The organism is Rothia terrae (assembly GCF_014705925.2).
In the GTDB taxonomy this organism is placed as follows: domain Bacteria; phylum Actinomycetota; class Actinomycetes; order Actinomycetales; family Micrococcaceae; genus Rothia; species Rothia terrae.
In genome coordinates, this window is the sequence record NZ_CP061539.1 from 2377057 (window position 1) to 2393793 (window position 16737).

The 16737-nt window shown below is 52.0% G+C and carries 17 protein-coding genes; 6 read left to right on the plus strand and 11 right to left on the minus strand.

The window, feature by feature from the left end; translation table 11 throughout:
• Positions 1 to 11: 11 nt before the first annotated feature.
• The 5 genes from IDM49_RS10810 to IDM49_RS10830 form a co-directional block, all read right to left on the minus strand.
• Positions 12 to 1595 carry an McrB family protein gene (locus tag IDM49_RS10810; protein ID WP_228008100.1) on the minus strand — a complete coding sequence of 528 codons (1584 nt, stop codon included), beginning with the start codon at positions 1593 to 1595 and terminating at the stop codon, positions 12 to 14.
• Positions 1585 to 2676: a Fic family protein gene (locus IDM49_RS10815; protein ID WP_190724513.1), complete on the minus strand. Its 1092-nt coding sequence runs from the start codon at positions 2674 to 2676 to the stop codon at positions 1585 to 1587. The genes IDM49_RS10810 and IDM49_RS10815 overlap by 11 nt, the downstream gene beginning before the upstream one ends.
• Positions 2677 to 2861: 185 nt before the next feature.
• Positions 2862 to 3119 (minus strand): Txe/YoeB family addiction module toxin, encoded by a 258-nt coding sequence (locus IDM49_RS10820; RefSeq protein ID WP_190724514.1) that lies wholly within the window; start codon positions 3117 to 3119, stop codon positions 2862 to 2864.
• A gap of 2 nt (positions 3120 to 3121) precedes the next feature.
• Positions 3122 to 3376: a type II toxin-antitoxin system Phd/YefM family antitoxin gene (locus tag IDM49_RS10825; protein ID WP_190724515.1), complete on the minus strand. Its 255-nt coding sequence runs from the start codon at positions 3374 to 3376 to the stop codon at positions 3122 to 3124.
• A gap of 304 nt (positions 3377 to 3680) precedes the next feature.
• Positions 3681 to 4919, minus strand: coding sequence for an NRAMP family divalent metal transporter (locus IDM49_RS10830; RefSeq protein ID WP_228008101.1), 1239 nt, complete (start codon positions 4917 to 4919; stop codon positions 3681 to 3683).
• Positions 4920 to 5276: 357 nt separating this feature from the next.
• Here IDM49_RS10830 and IDM49_RS10835 point away from each other — a divergent pair, with 357 nt between their 5' ends.
• Positions 5277 to 6404 carry a zinc-dependent metalloprotease family protein gene (locus tag IDM49_RS10835; RefSeq protein WP_190724516.1) on the plus strand — a complete coding sequence of 376 codons (1128 nt, stop codon included), beginning with the start codon at positions 5277 to 5279 and terminating at the stop codon, positions 6402 to 6404.
• A 276-nt stretch (positions 6405 to 6680) separates the two neighbouring features.
• Here the strand turns inward: IDM49_RS10835 and IDM49_RS10840 are convergent, their stop codons facing one another.
• Entirely contained in the window at positions 6681 to 8183 is a 1503-nt protein-coding gene (locus IDM49_RS10840) for a protein adenylyltransferase SelO (protein ID WP_190724517.1), read from the minus strand.
• Positions 8184 to 8576: 393 nt separating this feature from the next.
• Between IDM49_RS10840 and IDM49_RS10845 the strand changes: the two genes are divergently transcribed.
• From IDM49_RS10845 to IDM49_RS10860, 4 genes are all read left to right on the plus strand, one after another.
• Positions 8577 to 9113, plus strand: a complete 537-nt coding sequence (locus IDM49_RS10845) for a type 1 glutamine amidotransferase domain-containing protein (protein WP_168615637.1) — start codon at positions 8577 to 8579, stop codon at positions 9111 to 9113.
• A 105-nt stretch (positions 9114 to 9218) separates the two neighbouring features.
• Positions 9219 to 9539 (plus strand): putative quinol monooxygenase, encoded by a 321-nt coding sequence (locus IDM49_RS10850; RefSeq protein ID WP_168615636.1) that lies wholly within the window; start codon positions 9219 to 9221, stop codon positions 9537 to 9539.
• A gap of 451 nt (positions 9540 to 9990) precedes the next feature.
• The gene (locus IDM49_RS10855; protein WP_168615635.1) at positions 9991 to 10815 is read left to right on the plus strand and encodes an NUDIX hydrolase; all 825 of its coding nucleotides are present in this window, start codon (positions 9991 to 9993) and stop codon (positions 10813 to 10815) included.
• Between the two features lie 41 nt (positions 10816 to 10856).
• Positions 10857 to 11828, plus strand: a complete 972-nt coding sequence (locus IDM49_RS10860) for a thermonuclease family protein (protein ID WP_190724518.1) — start codon at positions 10857 to 10859, stop codon at positions 11826 to 11828.
• Positions 11829 to 11983: 155 nt separating this feature from the next.
• Here the strand turns inward: IDM49_RS10860 and IDM49_RS10865 are convergent, their stop codons facing one another.
• Together IDM49_RS10865 and IDM49_RS10870 are read right to left on the minus strand one after the other, a co-directional pair.
• Complete coding sequence (locus IDM49_RS10865; RefSeq protein WP_168615633.1) at positions 11984 to 12616, minus strand: superoxide dismutase; 633 nt, start codon at positions 12614 to 12616, stop codon at positions 11984 to 11986.
• A 231-nt stretch (positions 12617 to 12847) separates the two neighbouring features.
• Positions 12848 to 13588 (minus strand): LysR family transcriptional regulator, encoded by a 741-nt coding sequence (locus tag IDM49_RS10870; protein ID WP_190724519.1) that lies wholly within the window; start codon positions 13586 to 13588, stop codon positions 12848 to 12850.
• Here IDM49_RS10870 and IDM49_RS10875 point away from each other — a divergent pair.
• Positions 13576 to 13839, plus strand: a complete 264-nt coding sequence (locus IDM49_RS10875; RefSeq protein WP_190724520.1) for a hypothetical protein — start codon at positions 13576 to 13578, stop codon at positions 13837 to 13839. The two genes, IDM49_RS10870 and IDM49_RS10875, sit on opposite strands and share 13 nt — an antisense overlap.
• 702 nt (positions 13840 to 14541) lie before the next feature.
• On the opposite strand, the gene IDM49_RS10880 is transcribed toward IDM49_RS10875, so the two are convergent.
• The 3 genes from IDM49_RS10880 to IDM49_RS10890 all read right to left on the minus strand — a co-directional run bounded on the left by IDM49_RS10880 (position 14542) and on the right by IDM49_RS10890 (position 16618).
• Positions 14542 to 15042: a DoxX family protein gene (locus tag IDM49_RS10880; protein ID WP_190724521.1), complete on the minus strand. Its 501-nt coding sequence runs from the start codon at positions 15040 to 15042 to the stop codon at positions 14542 to 14544.
• A 59-nt stretch (positions 15043 to 15101) separates the two neighbouring features.
• Positions 15102 to 15596 carry a DoxX family protein gene (locus IDM49_RS10885; protein ID WP_193836654.1) on the minus strand — a complete coding sequence of 165 codons (495 nt, stop codon included), beginning with the start codon at positions 15594 to 15596 and terminating at the stop codon, positions 15102 to 15104.
• A 494-nt stretch (positions 15597 to 16090) separates the two neighbouring features.
• A complete protein-coding gene (locus IDM49_RS10890) occupies positions 16091 to 16618 on the minus strand; it encodes a MarR family winged helix-turn-helix transcriptional regulator (protein WP_228008102.1) in 528 nt (175 codons plus the stop codon).
• Between the last annotated feature and the right edge of the window lie 119 nt (positions 16619 to 16737).

Sequence of the window (16737 nt, forward strand, 5' to 3'; positions counted from 1 at the left end):
CTCTAGCTCTGCTAGGACTCATCGACAACGTCAGGGCGAGCGCCGAGGCCAGAACCACGGATAAGAATCTTCTTACCGTTGACTGCTCCGATTTCGTCGAGAATGGTCTGGCTGATATTGAAGGTAAAAGCTACTTCCTTGAGCTGGTTGAGCAGAGCTTCTGCGATAGCTTCTTCGTCATCGTCTTTATCGAAGAAGTAGGCGTGGCCAAGACGGGCATCAGGGCCGACTCTATCCAGCAGAACACTGTTAGCTTTTTCGTACCAGGTTGCGATTTCTTCAGGGTAGGTTTCACCGTTTTTCTCTAGCGCATCTTTGAGTTCCTCTGCGGTGTATGGGTGCTGGGTAACCCAGTGGAATCGACGACGCAGAGCAAGGTCAATGGTTCCGACAGAGCGGTCGGTGGTGTTCATGGTGCCGAGTACGTGCAGGTTTGAAGGAACTACAAGCTTGTCAAAGACAACCTTCTTTATCTCACGCCCCTTATTACTTTCATCTTTTTCCGACAGTTCATCAACAATCTCATTATTATCATAGTATTTTTTAACAACGGGAGTCTGCAGTCTAATATAATTCAAATCACTAGCATTAGATTCTTTTGCAATGAGGGAACCAAAGTTATATACGTCTTTAGCTGATGGATCCCCACCATCAACAAATATCGTGCGCTTAGAACTTTCAATGATTAGCATCAAATCACCAAAAACGCGAGAAGTATTAGCTCGGTTAATTTCATCGATAAACAGCAAAAATTTCTTGTCTGGATTTGCAACTGCTTTGTTGCAATGCTCAATAAAAATACCTTCTTGCGTAACGAAGTCATCCTTATTTTCATGATTTTTCATGAAGTTGGGACGAATACCGGAAACGAACTCTTCATAAGAAGTAGAGGGATGGAATACTACGACCTCAATACGATCCCCATCTTCCCCATAGAGAGACTCATATCCATCAAGGTCATTCACTTCATCAGAAGAATCGTTTTGATTGCTAACCTTAATCCGGTACTTTTCTTCACCGGATACGGATTTATTTACATACGCTTTACGAAGTGAACTTAGAAGGTGAGACTTACCAGAACCTGCTACGCCTTCAACTATTACATTCTTATCAAGGTGAAGATGTTTAATTATTTTTTCAAAATTTTCCATAGTCTCCCCATTTCGCTCATCTGAATCCACACTCACTGGTTCCGTTAATCCTTTTTCTTCATATATAAATTCAATTTCAAAGGGATCCAACTTACCTTTTTCTAGATATTTAATAATCTCGTGGAAGGAATTTACCTGACCCCTGCCCTTGATAACATTAAGGTGCTTAGATAACTTCGGAAAACTTTCAAACACCTCATCGCTTGAAGATATTTTTATCTTTGATACAGCTTCAGTAGTGGGTACACAAAATTCCCTTTTTCCATTTTTATCTTTCTTCCCCCATCGAGCAATTAACTCATTTGACGAAACTTTTTCTGAGGGAAATTTGAATATCATCTTTGATTTTTTAGAATGAAGATAATTTCCACCATTTTTTGAGTGATCCCCCTTTTCAGTGGAGTCCCCTAGACAGATTGGGTAGTTTTCTTTGTCAATCTCCAACTGTGCCCTCCTTGCTCTTCAATACTTCCATCAGCTCCTCATTCACGAAGAGCTTCTCCCGGCCAGCTTTTTCTTCGCGCAGAACACCCGAAGAAACCAGCTCACCCAGGTATTTTGTGGCGGTCTGACGCGTCACCGCACAGCGTTCCACAACGTCCTTAATACGACAGTAGGGCTGCTCAAACACAACCTCCATAACGCCAGCAGGCATCTGAGACCCAACAACCTCATGAATCTGCTCCTGCAAGCCCTGAATCCGCTTAATCTTTGCCAGAGTATTCACCGCAATCTCACGCATAGCCTCAACCATGTAAAGCGTCCAGTCCTCCCACAAGCCCTCGGAAGTTACGCCGTTGAGCAGACGATAATACTCGTTCTTCTGCGCAATAATGCTCTGAGAAATATACAGAATTGGCTCTTCCAAAAGCCCAGCAGAAACTAGCATCAGCACATCGAGAATACGCCCGGTACGTCCGTTTCCATCATCAAACGGATGAATAGCCTCGAACTGATAATGGGCCAAAGCAACTCTCACCAGCGGATCAAACTCGCTGGAGGAATTTACAAACTCTTCCCAGTTCTTCAGCTTCTGAGCAATCACTTGCGCGCCTTGCGGTGGGGTGTAAATACGGCGCCGCGTCGTCGGGTTACCAATGTAGACGCCTTCACCATGCCGCACGTCGGTCTCTATATCGCGAATAGTGCTACAGATTTCCTTTGCGGTATTAGCAGTGATGATTCCATGACGTGCTCGCATAGCGTCAAGACCCGCGAAAAGCGCCTTCTGGTAGCGCAAGGCCTCGCGGGTTGCCCCACTAGCATCGCTTGAAATCGTGGCAGCCTTAAAGAGCTCATCGGTGGTGGTTACGATGTTTTCAATCTCAGAGCTCGCCTGCGCTTCAAGTAGGGCCAGGGAGTGCAAAAAGATATTTGGATTTGGCAAAGACACCAACGCCTCATTAAGACCGGCGATAGCGGCGCGTGCCTCAATCACCGCCTTGAGTACGGGCATCGTCTCAACATACTCGGCCGGTGGCAGTGGAGGTAAGTCGTTATAGGGTTCATCAGCAGACCAGGTCATGTTCAAAATCTACCCATTTTTTGACATAAGGCCTTGAAAAATGACCAACGTGTCAAAAATTTCGCGATTTTTTTACAGGTCCAGGTCACATGTTAAAAATTTTGACGCATAGAGCACCGCCCACTTTCCGTGGATTTGCGCTGTAATTTCGATGTTTTTACAGCACAAATCCACGGAAAGTTGGTTTACTCGTAGTGGTAGCGCACCGCGGCAATGCGAATGGAATCGTCGACGATTTTATAGACGATTCTGTGCTCCTTAGTGATCCTGCGCGACCAATACCCCGAGAGATTATTACGCAAAGCCTCTGGCTTGCCTATCCCCTCGTTCCCATTGCGCTGAATATCTTTAATAAGCAGATTGATACGTTTGAGAACCCTGCGATCCTGCCCCTGCCACCACAGATAGTCTTCCCAGGCGTTCTCGCTCCACACAATTTTCATGGCTAGTCTTCGAGTAGATCCCGTTCAGCGCCACCATCATTTTCCAGCTCGCTAATGGAATCAAAAAGACGACGCGCGTTGACGGGAGAGCGCAGGAGGTAGGCGGTTTCTTTCAACGATTCGTACTCCGCCAATGACAGGATGACCGCTGGCTCGCGTCCTGCGCGGGTCACCACCACTTCTTCACAATCATTCACTACCGAATCGAGGACCTCTGCGTAACGCGCGCGAGATTCCGTATATGTCAGTGTTTTCATCGCATCCCTTTCCGTACAGGATACTGTACAGGATAGCAATGGGGCCGACTGCGGTAAAGAGGACCCCGCGCGCACTTTCCGTGGATTTGTGCTGTAATTTCGACGTTTTTACAGCGCAAATCCACGGAAAGTGAAAACCTACTGACACAAAAAATCTCCCCGATGAAAAGCACATTTCACCGGGGAGAATCTCCTCGCTAGCTAGGGAAAACACGAGTTCACTGCGCTCACGCGCTTCTTCGCCTCGCCGCTACGCTGAGCTCGACGCAGGGCTAAAATTTTTATTTCTGCAAAGCAGAAAATTTTAGCCCTGCCACAGTTGCGCGATGCCGCCCAGCGACTTCCAACCCAAGTAAATGGTGAGCAACCACGACGCCCAACCAATCACCAGCAGCCACACCGGGTACTTGTAACCATCAAGCAACTTACGGGTCTTGAACGTTGCCACAAACAGCAGAACACCAAAACCAACAGGAAGAATCAAACCGTTCACAGCGCCAGCAACAATCAGCAAGGTAGACGGCGCCTTACCCAGAGTCACGAAGACAATGGTCGAGACCACGATGAACGCAATGGTCAGACCGTTCTTGATCTTCACCGGGGTGTTGTTGTGGGTGAGGAATGAAACTGAGGTGTACGCCGCGCCAATCACTGACGAGATAGATGCGCCCCACAGGATAAGACCAAACAGGCGGGTACCGATTTCACCGGCGGCAATACCGAACGCCTGGCCAGCGATAGAGCTGTCAGTCGACAGTTCAACACCGGTCGCAACAACACCGAGGATTGCCAAGAAGAGCAAGAAACGCATCAGGCCGGTGATGATGATGCCGGTAACCGATGATCGGGTAATGTCAGTAACCGCTTCAAGACCGGAGACTCCGGCGTCGATCATGCGGTGCGCACCAGCGTAGGTGATGTAGCCACCGACGGTACCGCCCACCAGCGTCGTGATGGTTGCAAAATCAATAGTTTCGGGCATGACAGCGTTGCGCATGGCATCGCCGACAGGCGGGTTCGACACGAAGGCAACGTACGCGGTTGCAAGAATCATAATGACGCCGAGAACCACAACGATGCGGTCGAGCGCCACACCTGCCTTGCGCGATAAGAAGACCGCGATCGCTAGGATTGCGGTGATAACACCGCCGATGGTGGGGTCGACACCGAGCATTGAGTCGAAGCCGAGTCCGCCGCCGGCAACGTTGCCGACGTTGAAGACGAATCCGCCCAGTGCCACCAGGATAGAGAGCAGAATACCCAGGCCGGGCAGGACGGCATTGCTGAGTTCGTGGGCTTTGCGACCGGAGACACCAATGACGCGCCAGACGTTGAGCTGCACCGCGATATCAATCAGGATTGAGATCAGAATTGCAAAGGCGAAGGATGCGCCGAGCTTGTAGGTGAACTGTCCGGTTTGGGTGATAAAGCCAGGGCCGATGGCGCTGGTTGCCATGAGGAAGAGTGATCCGATGAGCACGGATCGGCGTCCGCTCTTGGATGCGACGACGCTTCCTTTAATGGGGGTTGTGTTTTCTGCCAACGCAGGTTCCTCTCACGAGTAAGGAACGCAAGCAAGAGTGCTGCTTCATAGACCTACACCACAATATAGGGATTGTTGAACAATGTTGCAAATAAACGCACTTTAAATGTTTATTTTTGAGACGCCGCATCCCTTTTTAAAACTTGACCGAAATGCATACAAAAACCCTGTTTACCACCGGTTGCAATTTGTATATATCCCCTAATCAGAGGGCATTTTTTACTCGTTTAAAGTTGACCAAAAGCCTATTTTTCACTTAATCTCAGAACCAGAACCACACAACACTCCCCATTTCGAACCACTTGAACCACTTGAACCACTCGAGTTGCTCGAACCACACAGAAAGTACACACGCATATGCGCACCCTATTTTCAGGTAAGAAGTTTCTTGCCACTTTCACGCTAGCGTTCATTGGCCTCACCAGCCTTTCAGCACCTGCTAACGCAGCGTCCTTCACTGACAACGACGGCGACGGCATCCCTAATTCTTGGGAAACCAACGGTTACGATTACGACAATGACGGCAAGATCGACCTTGATTTCCCGGCGTGGGGCGCAGATCCCAACCACAAGGACATCTTTGTCGAGATGGACTACATGCCCGATCTGATGGCTACCCAGTCTGAGCTGGACGCAATCACCCAGACTTTCGCTAACTACCCCATCGACAACCCCGATGGTCGCCAGGGCGTTAACATTCACCTGGATGCAGGTAGTCGCTACGCTAAGTACGATCTCGGCGGCGGTGAGGAGATTCCTTATCAGGTTCTCCGCAACGAAACCACTGTTGGCCAGCTGCGCTATGATCACTCAGATCCCGCTCGTGACGATGTCTTCCACTACATGGTCTTTGGTGACTACTACTCAGACGCACCGGGTTCATCAGGTATCGCGCAGATTAACGGTCGCAACTTTGCCGTAACCCTCGGCCCCAGCTACTGGGGCGAGAATGTTCCGAGCGCTACCTACATCGGCACTTTCATTCACGAACTCGGCCACAATCTCGGTCTGCTACACGGTGGCGATGACAACGTGAACTTCAAACCCAACTACTTCAGCATCATGAACTACCGTTACCAGGTTAAAGGTGTTCCGCTAGCTAACGGCAACGTTTCATTCGGCTACTCAACCCATCAACACGATTCCGTTAATGAGCGTAGCCTGTACGAAGAAGGCGGCTTTGGCCCGGATTCACACGGTTACCTGTACGATTACCGCCCCGACGCTCTTGCGGACGCACCGATTGACTTCAATAATGACGGTCAGATTTCGTCCGGTCCGGTTGCGGCTGATTTGAACAATGACGGTTACCTCTCCACCTTGCACTCACACGACGATGTTGCAAACATCCGCTTCCAAGCTCGTGGTGGCGACTACCGCTACTCGGTCACTCAGCCGCGTGCTGAGCGTAATGAGCTCACCGCTGACCAGGCTCGCGATATGAACCTGCTCGACGAAGATGCTCCTGCAGTGAACCGCTGGTAAGCATCCGGCTGTTCTAATGTAGCCAAGTGTTTTTTCGAACGCGCTGTCTCTACTCGATACCCGAGTGAGGCAGCGCGTTTTTATATGCAGACATATAGGTGCCTCATGCGTCGGTTCTTATCAATAGGCTCCTATAGCAAGCTTTAAACGCGGCGGCGGATTTCTTTACACATGAAACGTGGGGACGTTTCGTGTATTCCGAGGAAATCCGCCGCTGAGTTTATTTTATACAATTTCCCCTATTTAGGGGACAAACATGACGTATATAACGGTTTGCTATGTTCCACAGAAACTCGTAAAGAATCGCGATGAATCCGGCGCCTGCTCCAAATCCTCGTTCCCCACCACACGTGTGTAGGGATTTCGAACGGCTTCAATCAGACGTTGAATGGGTTCAGCATCGCCCGTCTCAACCTTGCGCAGCGCCGCATCGAGCGTGAGATTACGCGGAATGTAGACCGGGTTGTTGCCCTGCATGAGCTGGTAGGACTTTTCCGGTGACGCGCCGGTTTCTGCGCGGAGCCGGTTCAGCTCGGCGAGCCAGGTTTCAGCGGGTTCTTGACCCAACAGGCTCTGGAGTTTCTCCGAGTTCTGAACCTCAGCATCGTCAGTCAGCGCGCGGAAGAAACCCGTGAAGTCGAGGGTTTTCTCTCCGGCAAGATCCAGGGTTTTCTCGATAAAAGCGGCAACTTTATCCAGGGTCTGACCATCTGCACTCTCACCCAGGTCGATACCCAGCTTTGCAGCGAAGAGGCGGGTGCAGGCGTCCTGATAGGTCTCTTCAAACTCAGCAAGGACGTCCGTAGCAAGATGTACAGCTTTGTTGGGGTCATCGTCGATGAGGTCGAGCAGCGTTTCAGCAAAGCGCGCGAGGTTCCACTGCGTCACGCCGGGCTGGTTGCGGTACTTGTAGCGCCCCTGTCGGTCAATGGAGCTGTAGACCGCGTCGCGCGAAAAACCGTCAATGAAAGCGCAGGGGCCAAAATCGATAGCTTGGCCGGAGATGCTGACGTTATCGGTGTTGAGTACACCGTGCACGAAACCCAGGGACATCCAGTGCGCCACCAACTGCGCCTGCTGTTTGCTGACGGCACGCAACAGGTCGAGAGGGTTCTCGGCATTGAGATGTGGATAATGCCTGGTCAGCGCATAGTTCACAAGGTTCTTGCGAAGTTCTTCGCCCTCGGTGAGTTGCGCGTACTGAAAGGTGCCGACGCGAAGGTGCGAGGACGCCACGCGCACGAGTATCCCGGCGGGCTCAGGCATGGGTGAGCGTCGGCGGATGTATTCGCCAGTTTCAATGACGGCGAGTGCCCGGGAAGTTGGAACGCCCAGGGCATGCAACGATTCACCAATCACGACCTCGCGCCAGACCGCTGAAAGCGGTGCTTTACCGTCAGACCCAGGACGCGAAAAGTTGGTGAGTCCACTGCCCTTGAGGTGCAGGTCGACGCGTGGCTGGGTAGGGTTGCCGGATGCGCCGAGTTCAGCACCGGGTAGCGGCAACTCGCCGACAAGGTGCGCGCGTCCGTCACCGAGAACCGGGGAAAGCTGCCCAAACTGAAAACCGGAGTAGGCCAGTGCATAGGTTTCCGCGGAGCCTCCCGTGAGCCACGCCAGCCCGTTGTTGGTAGCCAGCCACGCCGCATCCAGACCCAACTCTTGCGCCAGTGGCTCGTTGACCCAGGTGACGCGCGATTCCGCGGGAATCGTGGGGCGCTGCTCGGTGGCGAGCGTCGGGAAAGTGCAGGCGTAGGTGTGTTCCAGCGTGGGCGTCATGCTCCCAGTCTATCGGGGTGGGCAAGAGGGGCCTCTTGCCCACTATGCCCCGCCGCGGCTCTTTACTGCCTGCCACCGCGCGCCTTGCTTACCCGGTGCGAAATCACCGTTTTGGGTGTGATTTCGCACCCAAAACGGTGATTTGAGACGGGGTAACAGCCCTGCACCACCTACCACCGCGCATTTTCCGTGGATTTGCGCTGTAATTTCGCCGTTTTTACAGCACAAATCCACGGAAAGTGAGGGACAGGACGCGGCACCCCGCAACGCGCGTCCGGTCAAGCTGCGCCTTACCCCTCCGCGCTCAGTGAACGCCAGCGCCGCGTTCTCGCGTCCTGCCGTCGAAAATGCGAGAATAGTAAGCGAACTGTTGAACAGGCGAAAGGATTTATCATGGCTGATCTCAACGGCAAAAAGGTTCTCGCACTCGCATCACAGGGTGTAGAGCAGATTGAATACACCTCACCCCGCGACGCCCTCGAAATCGCGGGCGCGAGCATCACCCTCGCATCACCCGACGGCAAGGAATTCCAGGGCATGGAAGGCGACTGGGAGAAGAAGGATTCCTTCACCCCCGACGCTAAGACCGCAGATGTGAAGGCTGAAGATTTCGACGCACTCCTATTGCCCGGCGGCACTCTGAACGCCGACGCAATGCGCATGGATGAAGGCGCACGCAAGCTGGTCAAGGCATTCCTTGATGCTGACAAGCCCGTTGCTGCTATCTGCCACGCACCCTGGATTCTGGTGGACGCTGGTGTGGCCGAAGGTCGCAAGCTGACCTCATTCACTTCCATCGTGCCGGACCTCAAGAACGCTGGCGCTAACTGGGTTGATGAGGAAGTCGTTGTTGACGGCTCACTGATTACCAGCCGCAACCCCGGCGACTTGGATGCGTTCAACGCAAAGCTGATCGAGAAGCTTTCCTAAGTTTTTGCAGATAACCCCGCCTGTCTTCTTTTATCGCGCCCTGTGACAAGATGGAGGCAGGCGGGTTTGTTGTTCCCGACTGTCTATAGATAAGGATTTATTGACGTGATTTTTATTGTTGTGAAGTACCAGGTGAAGGACGGCAAGCGCGAGGAGTTCCTCGAGGCTACCCGCGAGTTCACTGAGGCTACCCGCGCGGAGCCCGGTAACAAGTGGTTTGAGTGGTCGCTGAGCGTTGAAGACAAGAATGAGGTTGTTCTTGTTGAGGCGTTCAATGACGACGCGGGTGAGGCTCACGTGAATTCGGATCACTTTGCGAAGGGCCTGGAGGCTATGAAGCCGTGGTTGGCTGAGACTCCGAAGATTATCTCTCGCACTATCGATGGCGATGACTGGGGTGAAATGGGTGAACTTCAGATTGACTAGCGCGTAGCGCCCGTCAATCTGAAGTTCGCCCGAAGGGCTGGGCGACGCGGGTGCGAGCTAGCGAGCACGCAAGAGCGTTGCCCAGCGGCGTAGCGAAGCGAAGCCGGTGCGGTGCGGCGGGGAGCCGCACAATGCCCCGCCCACCAGCCAATCTTCAGCTCGCCGGCGCGCGCACCCGCATCCTGAAAACTTACTCCCGAAGTGTGTTTGTACTGACGCTAGTGTCAGTACTTTCGCATTTTGGGAGTAATTTTTTGCTCGCCTACCCTGCCCGCCCCGCATTTTTGGGGTGCTTTTGAGCCAGAAACCCTAGCCGTCCCATATTTTGGGTGGTTTTTATGTAATTACTTGGGGTGGTTGCGACTTTTTCATGACCGGCGGGTCTATTTTCATTAGAATGAGTGGTGTTGTAACGCTTGTGTTCGTGTGAACTATTTTTGGAGCTTGATTCATGACCTCATTCCCTCAGGAAACTGAGAAGCTTGGCCATTCTGATGATCATCATGAGGCTGACCATGCGGCGGTGTCGCTGGCGGTGTCTACGGTGATTCTTGCCTTGCGCCGTAAGGAGGGTGAGTCGCATCATTCGTTGTGGTTGCCTTTGGTGCGTCGTTTGCGTGAGCCTTATAAGGGTCAGTGGGCGTTGCCGGGTGGCCCGTTGCCGTCGGATCAGTCGTTGGAGCAGGCTGCGGGTTCTACGTTGAAGCGTGCTACCGGTTTGGTTCCGGGTTATCTTGAGCAGTTGTACGCGTTTGGTGATGTGCAGCGAACCCCTGATTATAGGCGGATGCGTGAGGGCGTGATTGAGCCTCAGGTTGATCCCGAGCGCGTGGTGTCTGTGGTGTATTGGGCGTCTATTCCGGCTACTGATGTGTCTCATACTCGCGTGCATGAGAATATTAAGTGGTTCCCTGCCGATGAGCTGCCGACTCTGGCGTTTGATCACAATGAGATTGTGGAGTACGCGCTGTACCGCCTGCAGAATAAGGTGGAGTACTCTCGCATCGCGCATTCGTTCTTGGGTGAAGAGTTCACGTTGGCGCAGTTGCGCGAGGTGTATGAGGCTATTTTGGGACGCGCGTTGGATCCGGCGAATTTCCGCCGTCAGATTGCGGCGTCCAAGTCCATTATTGATACCGGTAAGCGTGTTGAGGGTACTCGTCACCGCCCGCCGCGTTTGTACCGTTACGATCACGCTCGCGCGTTCGCTGATCAGGGGCCTTTGGGCATGTACCGGGCTTCTGAGACTCAGGATGTCGCGCAACATAAGTTTTAGTCCTGTAGAGAGCCCCTCCCCCCGGATAGAGAGAAGTCCCCATGCGTTTTGCTCCTGTTGCCGCTGTTATCGGTGTTTCGGCTGTGGTTTTGACGGGTTGTTCGAATAAAGCTGAAGAGCCTACTACGGCTGTGCCTTCTAACTTCACGATGTCCGCTGCTCCTCAGGAGTTTAAGGATGACACTCGCGGTGTGGTGAAAGAGGTGAAGGATGCGAACACCGTGGTTCTGACGATTGATGGTGAGGACCGCGAGGTGCGTATGGCTAATGTTTTGACGCCGAATAAGCGTAATGTGGATTATTCGGGGTCTTGTCTGATTGATGAGGCTAAGGCTTACACCGAGAAGACTTTGCCTGCGGGTACCGAGGTTTCGCTGAAGTTTGATCCGAATGCTGTTGGGTCTTCGGGTTATGTTGAGGCCGCGATTTATAAGGGTAAAGACTTCATTAACAAGAACATTGTCGGCGAGGGCTTGGGTGTAGCTACGTTTATTTCGTACGGCGATAAGTTCTACACCGAGGTCTCTGACGCGCAAAAAGCGGCGGCCGACGAGGGCAAGGGCCTGTACTCGAAAGAGACGGATTGCTCGATTCCGCACATGATTCAGGAGCACACGGATAAAGTTAAGGGCGCCGGTAAGCTGTCCGAAGAAGAGGCTACCGAGGTCTACCGTGACGCATCCGAGTTCTACAACGACCTGCAGCGCTCCACTCAGAGCCCGGCTTCGTGGGAGGGTTCTTTCACTACGCTGACGCCTGTGAGAGACCAGTTGCAGGAACTGATGGACGCTTTGGGCGGTAACTACTACGATCCCACCGGTGTGAAGAAGTCCGATAAGGAATCAGCGTCGGGTAAGCCTGTTCGCCCGGGCGAGAGCTGGTCTGAGCAACCTAATGACGCTGATGCCACCGCACCTGCCGAGGACGCGTCGCCCGCTGAAACCGCGTCCGCCGAGGACGCCGGTGTTGACGGACTGGAACGCAGTGTTGATGGCGAGGATAGCGGCAGCTAGGTTCTTATGCACTAACCCCTGGCGTTGCGCTCATGGCAAGTACTTAAAGTCCCAGCGAATGAGCGAAACGCCAGGGGCTACCCGCCCCATCGCATACAAAAACGCCCCGCACCAGCCAACAAAGGCAGGTGCGGGGCGCTGTAGTATCTAGAAGCTTACGCCTCGGGGATAACCAGACCCTTGGTCTGTGAAACTGCGCGCTCGAAGCGTGCTGCTACGTCTTCCCAGTTCACGATGTTCCAGAATGCCTTGACGTAGTCGCCCTTAACGTTCTGGTAGTCGAGGTAGAAAGCGTGCTCCCACATATCCAGCTGCAGAACGGGAATCAGTGCAACTGAGATGTTGCCCTGCTGATCGTAGAGTTGCTCGATAACGAGGCGCTTACCAACGGTATCCCATGCGAGGATTGCCCAACCTGAGCCCTGGATGGTGGTTGCAACGTTGGTGAAGTGGTCGCGGAAAGCGTCGAATGAACCGAAGTTGTCATCGATTGCTGCTGCGAGTTCACCTACGGGCTTGTCGCCGCCCTCGGGTGAGAGGTTCTTCCAGAAGATGGAGTGGTTGGTGTGGCCACCGAGGTTGAACGCGAGGTCTTTGGAGAGCTTGCCGATGTTAGCGAAGTCGCCGTTTGCGCGTGCTTCTTCCATCTTCTCGATAGCGGTGTTAGCGCCTGCAACGTAGGTTGCGTGGTGCTTTGAGTGATGCAGCTCCATGATGCGAGCTGAGATGTGCGGCTCCAGTGCTGCGTAATCGTAATCGAGGTCGGGAAGAACGTACTTCTCTGCCATGAGGAGTCACCTTTTCTTTCTCTAGACGTTTAAACCTTGCACTCATCAGTTTACGCACCAGTGCAGGTATTGTCTGCCTTATATGTAGAACTTTTACCCTATATTCAGCTATGAGCGCTAAGAGACGAACCCGAAATTTACTTTTTGCGTAAACCTTTTGCGCTGATTTCGTCACGGGGTGACGCTCTCTCTAGTGCCCCAAGGACGCGCGTCCTACCGTATTTAACGGCACTATTTCAGCGTTGCGCGGAGGTGCTCGATAAAGCGCAGCGCAACGGGCGTGAAGGTCTGCTGTTTTTGCCAGACCAAATATATTTTGTTACTCAGCGTCGGGGTAATCGGGCGGAAAGTTAGCTCAGGGTGCGTCTCGGTATTGACGAGCCCGTCAAAGCACAGCATCACAACCAACTTTTCATGCACCAGGTGGGTGGCGTTATACACCAGGTTGTAGAACCCTACGACCTGATGCTCTTTAATCTTGCCTTCGCTCCAACGCGGCAGATCATTTTTAAGCGATTGTCGCGAAATAATGATGTCTCGGTCTTGCAAGTCATCGGCAGAAATCGCGTCCAAAGAGGCTAGCGGATCGTCTTTAGTCATCAGGACGCCCCAGGTGTCTTCGCCCGGAATTTCAATATATTCGTAGCGGTCTAAAGAAGGCGGCTCCACAATCAGCGCGGCGTCGAGCAGGTCGTTATGTAAGAGGTAAAACAGGTGCTCCGTGCTGCCACTTGTGATATCTAGGCGAGAGAGCGGTGCTGTTTTGTGAAAACTCGCAAAAGCAGAAGCAACGACGCTAACTTGCGGCGACTCGGGGCATCCCAACCGGATTTCGCCACCGATAGCATCATCAATCGTTTTGAACTCAGAGACTGTTTTATCCATGAGACCCACGATGACTAAGGCACGGTCTTTGAGGAGCTTGCCGTTAGGAGTAAGTTCCATGTAGCGACTGCGAAGTGTGGGTTTCAATCGCTGCCTGCCACATCGTCTTTCGCAAGCGCTACCTTGCCGAGGGCAACAAGATCAAGGATCTCGCATACCGTGCTCCCGGCTACCCTTACCTGTCTTGGGTAACCCTCATCGTCTGCGCGTTATCGTGCGTTCTCATTGTTTTTGACCCCACACAGCGTCCGGCACTGTTCTACACCGTGCCTTTTGTAGCACTGTGCTACCTAGCTTCATGGATAATGCGCCAGCGATTCTCCCAGACCGGCAAGTAGCCGCGGGGCTTGCGCTGGCTCTTTAGCTTTTATCAGGATGCCTGTTACCAGTACTTCGCCGAAGGGCGGTTTCTAGCCGGCTGGTTGCAGGCATCCTGCTTTTCTCCCCAAGCCCTGCTCTGTGCGATCACGCTTGTGCATTAAGTGCAGAAAGTTATCCACAGATGGGGATAATTCTGTGCATAATTCGAATATAAGTACGTTGATGCGAGTAACACTTATCTAAATACTGCTCTGACAAGGATTTTCTATGGTGCAGCACTCGAAGCTCACCGGTGTAATCACACGCGTGTAAGTTTTCCACGCTGTGGAAAAGAACTGTGGAAAAGTCTCAAAAACCTGTGATTTAAGGGGTTTTTGCAGGTTTTGGCAGGCGTCCTATCCACACACCCCATCTCACAACAGCTCTTTAAGTGGAAAATGTTCACAGAGTTATCCACAGGTGGGGATAAGTTTTCCGCAGATCCCTGCTATGGGATAGGAACAGGGCGTCCAGCAACACCTCGCTTCTTATAAATCCTTGATTTCACGGGCGTCCAGTAGAGATCAGGCATACACATCCCCATACACACCCTCTCCTGCGTCCACTGAGTTACATTCATGTACTTATCCACGCTGTGGAAAACTTCTGTGGATAAAGCTGTGCAGATACAACAATGCCCCCGCTCGACCAGTAGCGGGGGCATTGAGACTTTATTAAATTTAGGCGCTGTATGCAGCTACAGGATCAGCATCAACCACGTGGTTCTCCACAGCGCGGTTCTGCTTCTTCTTGCGGAAAGCCTTAGCAATCATGTGATCAATGGAGAACTTTCCGGGGCCAATCAGGGCGAACAGTAGGCCGCATGCGCCGAGCAACATCACGTACTCAAAACCACCTTCAGCAACGTAGATACCCTTTGCCCAGTGAACAAAGTAGATAGCGCCGAGTGAAACGGCCAGGTATGCCAGGCCAATCAGGCGGGTACCGAAACCCAGGATAAAGAGAATGCCGCCAATCAGCTCAACCGCGATAGAGAAGAGAGCGACAAAACCTGCCATGGGAATGCCCGAACCAGCGAAGGATGCGGTGGTGCCGTCAATGCCCCAGCGGGTGAGCATCATCCAACCGTTAGCGATGAAAATAATACCTACGATAACGCGCAGGATAAGAAGACCGAGTGACTGAAAAGTGTTGTTCAGAAAATCTACCGCATACAACAATGAGCTCCCACCGCAACGGGTGGGAGGTCATGCATTGAGGCTTGATACGCAGTAAAAACTTATGCGCTGTACGCCGCTACCACCGGATCATCAGAAACGCCCTTATTCTTCTTACCCCAGCGTCCGCGGGTTGCACGTGCAATGAGGTAGTCAACCGAGAATTTACCGGGATCGGTGAACACAAAGAGCAAGCTAGCTACACCAAGCAAGAGAATGTACTCATACCCATTATCTGAAACGTAGAGACCGTGCGCCCAGTGGATGTAGTAAATAGCGCCAGCTGAAATAGCGACGTACGCCAAAGCCAGAAGGCGAGTTGCAAAGTCGGCAATAAAGAGGAACCCACCGATAAGCTCAGCCGCAATACTGAAGTACACCACGAGAGCAGTCATAGGAATTCCGGCACCAGCAAACTGGTGAATAGTGTTTTCAATGCCCCACTTGTTGAGCATCATAAAGCCATTGGCAATAAAGATGATTCCGATAACCACGCGGAGGATTAGCAGGCCGAGAGAGTGAAGAATGTTGTTTTCCATGCCTTTAGATTGGCGCAAGTTACTCACCCGTATCAAAGATAAGTGCCACCCTGACCTATAGTCCAAAACGCTCTGACGTGGGGATTTATTAGACTAGAGGCTACTTTATAACTAGCAACACATTAAATATTTTCGTTTTCAGCAGTTTCAACGGCAATCTTTAGGGGTTGATCAGGAGGTTCCTGCTCAACTTCATCACACGCATCTGTGAGAGGCAGAAACCCGCGAACACACCGTGTCGGTAGCTATAGAATCATCGCACCCTTATTTATTCTCAATGTTCTAAATAATCCTGCCCGATCCATCGCGCCACACAATTTACAGGACGCTCGGGAGCAACCAACAGCGACCCATCATTGCTAATCAGCCGGGCTTACCGCAAGCCAGAAGTACCCTCAGTAACCACCGAAAAACCGTCATTAGTTACCTAAATGAACGCATCAGTAATATATTTTTTGCACAAATAAAAGGCGCCGCTTTTATTCAAAACGACGCCTTTGATAAAAATTCTTTTATTCTTCGATAACCGACTTCTTGACGGTAATAATCTCAGAAGGTTTACCACCCAAAATGGCCTCACCAATCTTCGCCAGCTGCACCGTCTGACGCTTATTCAAACGATCAAAAATCTGACGGCGAACCTCAAGAACGTGCCCGGGAGCTGCCTCTAAAATCTTCTCGCGTCCTGCAGGAAGCAGGTGGCAGATGCTCACGCGGCGGTCTTTCGCCCAGACGGTACGCTCCACAAACTCATACTTCTCAAGGCGAGTAACCACGCGTGATAGGCGAGGCAATAAAGTGTTGGTCTGGCGCGCAAGCTCAGTCATCGTCAAACGTGATTCCGGAGCCTCAGACAGCATTGCAAGAACCATGTATTCCACAAAGCTCAGGTCTGAATCTCGCTCCAGCTGAGTCTCCAAAGCACCGGGAAGATTGAAGATGACGGAGCTGAGGAACAGCCACGCATCACGCTCATCATCGGTCAGCCAGGGAGTGTTATCCACCGGGCGATTGACCTCGACGTCCTGCTGGTTGCTCACTAAGTGCTCCGTTTCGTATGTTTTTATCGAGCTGTCTTTATGTGGTTCTTTAGGGAGTTAAAAGACGCTCTGAAGTGCTGATTTAAAAAGTTATTTCATTAAAAATAACTACCTAATAC